Annotated in this window: 3 protein-coding genes; 1 reads left to right on the forward strand and 2 read right to left on the reverse strand. The window is 66.6% G+C overall.

Annotated elements, in window-relative coordinates; genetic code table 11:
- The coding region (locus BSZ40_RS11095) for an RNA ligase (RefSeq protein ID WP_073826450.1) at positions 1-1,779 on the forward strand (1,779 nt) is incomplete at its 5' end.
- A gap of 233 nt (positions 1,780-2,012) precedes the next feature.
- Here the strand turns inward: BSZ40_RS11095 and BSZ40_RS12125 are convergent.
- Together BSZ40_RS12125 and BSZ40_RS12130 are read right to left on the reverse strand one after the other, a co-directional pair.
- Entirely contained in the window at positions 2,013-2,825 is an 813-nt protein-coding gene (locus BSZ40_RS12125; protein ID WP_073825026.1) for an IS3 family transposase, read from the reverse strand.
- Between the two features lie 41 nt (positions 2,826-2,866).
- On the reverse strand, positions 2,867-3,190 hold the full coding sequence (locus BSZ40_RS12130; protein WP_222842765.1) for a helix-turn-helix domain-containing protein: 324 nt from the start codon (positions 3,188-3,190) through the stop codon (positions 2,867-2,869).
- Positions 3,191-3,413: the final 223 nt, after the last annotated feature.

The following is a 3,413-nucleotide window of genomic DNA, read 5'->3' on the forward strand; positions in this document are numbered from 1 at the left end:
GGCGATGTGCAGTCGTGTGCTGGGGCGTTGGCGAAGTTGAAGGAGCATTACGGCGGCTGGGACCCCCGCACTTTGTTTGTTTTCGTGGGGGATTTGTTTGATCGGGGTCCGGATGCGGCCGGGGTGGCGGAGCTTATCGGGGTGCGGCCGCCGGACAATGTGGTGTTGGTGGAGGGCAATCACGACGAGAACCTGCGTTTCTTGCTCGCCGGGCTGCCCCGCACCGATTGGCCGGACACTACCCGCAGCCTGCAACAGTTGCGGGCCGCGGGCTACGGGGACGACGACATTGCGGCCCTGCTAGACCGGTGCCGCCCCGCGGTGGCGCTGTACTTCGCGTCCCGTCACTACCTGGTGACGCACGCGGGGCTGGCTGGTGACCTGTTGGATAAGATCACGTCCCTCGAGGAGGGCGGGCGGCTGCGCTACGACTTCACGGAGGTACCGCACCGGCAGCTGCTGGTCGGCTCGGCCGATCGGCGTCATACGTGGCACGGGCATTCCCAATACGACCGGCGGGTGGAGGAGACGCTGTCGCATCCGCTGATCGTGCAGGTGCACGGTCACCGCAACGGCAATCGGGCCGAGTCGCCGGGCCCGGAGGCGGCTGCCCCCAACGTGTGGGCCTTGGAGCAGCGGGTCGAGTATGGCGGGCACCTGGCGGCCCTGGAGGTGGATGCCGCGGGGCACACCCGTATCTTGCGGTTTGTTGAGCCGCGCCCGGCCGCCACGCCGCTGGTGCCGCACACGTTGCACGCCCGCTTGGCGGCCCACCCGGAGGTGCGCATTCGCCCGGCCAAGGGCCTGCCCGGGGTCCTCGCCTGCACGTTCACCCGGCGGGCGCTCGCGTGGGATCAGTGGCCGGGCGTGGCCTGCAAGGCGCGCGGCCTATTCCTGGACGAGCGGGACAGCCGGGTGGTGGCCCGCGGCTACGACGCTTTCTTCGAGGTGGGGCAGCCGCACGCCCCCGCCACCCTCGCCGACGTGGTGGCGGCCGGGGTGGGGCAGCCCTTGAGCGTGCGCCGCAAATGGAACGGCTACCTGGCGCTCGTGGCCGTCACTGGGGGTGAACTGCGGGTGCTCACCAAGAAGGGTATCGACAAGGCCGCCCGCCACGCCCAGCAGTTGCTGCACTCGCACTTGGGGGACAGGGCCGGGGACTTCACCCGCCAGCTGGCGGTGGCCGACGTGACCCTGGCCTGCGAGATCATCACCCCGCGCGATCCGCACCTGATTGACGAGGGCCCGGCGCGGGTGGTGGTGCTGGACGCCATCGCCAACGAGGAACGCGAGGTGCTGGTGCCCGCGGTACGCGACCAGTTGGCCGCCCAGTTCGGGTTCGTGTGCCCGGCGGTCGAGCAGTTGGCCGCGGCCGCCGACGAGGCGACGCTGCCGCTCCTGGAGGCGCGCCTGGCGCGCAGCGAGGCCGCGGGCGACGAAGGGCTCGTCGTGACGTACGGGGACGGCCAGCGGGTGAAGGTCAAGACCGAGCACTTCCGGGCGCGCAAGGCACTGCGCGCCCTGCTGCGCGACTTTGACCCCGCCCATCCCCCGGTCGTGCCGCCCGGGCCAGGTGGCGGGCCCGCCTTCGCCACAGTAGGCGGCGCGCAGGCCGCTGTGAGTCCGGTGAGCTCGGCCAACGCCGCGGCCGCCGCGGTGCTGGCGCGCCTGCTGGCGGACGGGCCGCAGGCGGCCGCCGCCCGCCTGGCCGCCGCCACCGTCGACGGCCTGGCAGGCCAGGTGCTGAACCTGCCCGTGCTGCTGGCCGACCTGCCCTGACCGGGGCGGCGGCCGACACGCGTGGCGAGACGCGGCGCGTGCGGTCAGCCTCCCCGTTCCCGGGGCGCGGTGCCCGCCGCGCGTGGTCAGAGGGCAGTCGCGCGGGCCGGGCGGCAGCTGACATGTGGGCCTCTGCGCGCCCCGGGCCACCAGGAGACGCGCGCAAAAAGCCGGTGGGGCAGGAAAATGGACTGTTCCCCGGAAGTTGGACGGGTTAAAGGGTACCTGTCGTTCTAGGCTGCAAGGGCCTGGCTTCGGAATTCTTCCGGGGTCAGGCCCTTGAGTCGTTCTTGGATGCGGTGGTGGTTGTACCAGTTGAGGTAGTCCTGGAGCCTGGTGAGGAAGTCTTGGACGCTGGTGAAGCGTTGTGGGTGGTAGAACTCGGTTTTGAGGTGGCTGAAGAAGTTCTCGGCCAGTGAGTTGTCGTAGCAGTTGCCCTTGCGGGACATGGACTGGATCGCTCCGGCTGCTTCGAGCTGGGTGCGCCAGGAGGTGTGTTGGTAGTGCATGCCTTGGTCGGTGTGAACGATCAAGCCTGGTTCTGGGCGTTGAGTAGCAATGGCCTTAGACAGGCAAGCAGCGGTCAGCTTGGTTGTGGGGTGTAAGGCATGGGTAGCGGCGATGACCTTGCCGTCGTACACGTCGATCATTGGCGATAGGTAGACCTTGACCCCGGCGATGCGGAACTCGGTGACATCACTAACCCACTTCTGGTTAGGCCGCTCGGCGTTGAACTGGCGGTTTAGAACGTTGGGCGCGATCTTGGAGACGGCGCCCTGGTAGGAGCTGTAACGCCGCCGGGGCCTAGTGATACAGACAAGCCCTTCTTGGGCCATGAGCTTGGCAACCAGTTTCTTAGAAACCTTTATGCCCAACCGGGCCAGGGCCAGACGAACGCGCCGGTGACCATACCGGCCTTTGGCATGGTGGAAGACTTGGCGGATGTGTTGGCGCAGCTGTGCGTGCTTGCAAGGTGCTGCCAGGCGGGCGTGGTGGTAGTAGAACGTGGAGCGAGCAAGACCAGCAATGGCTAGAAGAACCGGCAAGGGGTAGCGGGACTTGAGAGCAACAACGACCCGTACCCGGGTTAGGACTCGTTGTTCATCAAGTCCCTTAACGCTTTTAGGTAGGCGTTTTCAGCTTCCAGGTACTCCACCCGACGTTGAAGCATCTCCAGCTCACTGCCCCCACCAGCGGCCAAGGATGAGGCCTTGGGCGGGCGTCCTTTGGGTTTAGGGCGTAGTCCGTCTTCACCATGGACCCGGTAGGCCCGTATCCACCGCTCCAGGATCTTGGGTGAGGACAGCCCCATGTCCTTGGCGATATGAGGCTTGGTCTGTCCAGCAAGGAAACGCTTGACCGCCTCTAACTTGGTCTCAAAGGGGTAGCAGGCTTGGGTTGGCTTGCGCATAAGGGCAAGCCTGCCATGAAGGCGCCACCGCTCCCACAAGTTACTAGCCGTCTTAATCCCGACCCCAACACTCCTAGCAGCGGCCGTGAAACCCCAACCATCCTCGAACAACTCAACCAACCGCTCACGCTGGACCTGGCTGGCCTTACTCGATGACAACACAGAAATACTCCCCGGAAGAAGGAACCCGATTACCAGGTCCAACTTCCGGGGAGCAGTTCAA

The sequence above is a fragment of the Buchananella hordeovulneris genome (assembly GCF_001907235.1).
In the GTDB taxonomy this organism is placed as follows: Bacteria; Actinomycetota; Actinomycetes; order Actinomycetales; family Actinomycetaceae; genus Buchananella; species Buchananella hordeovulneris.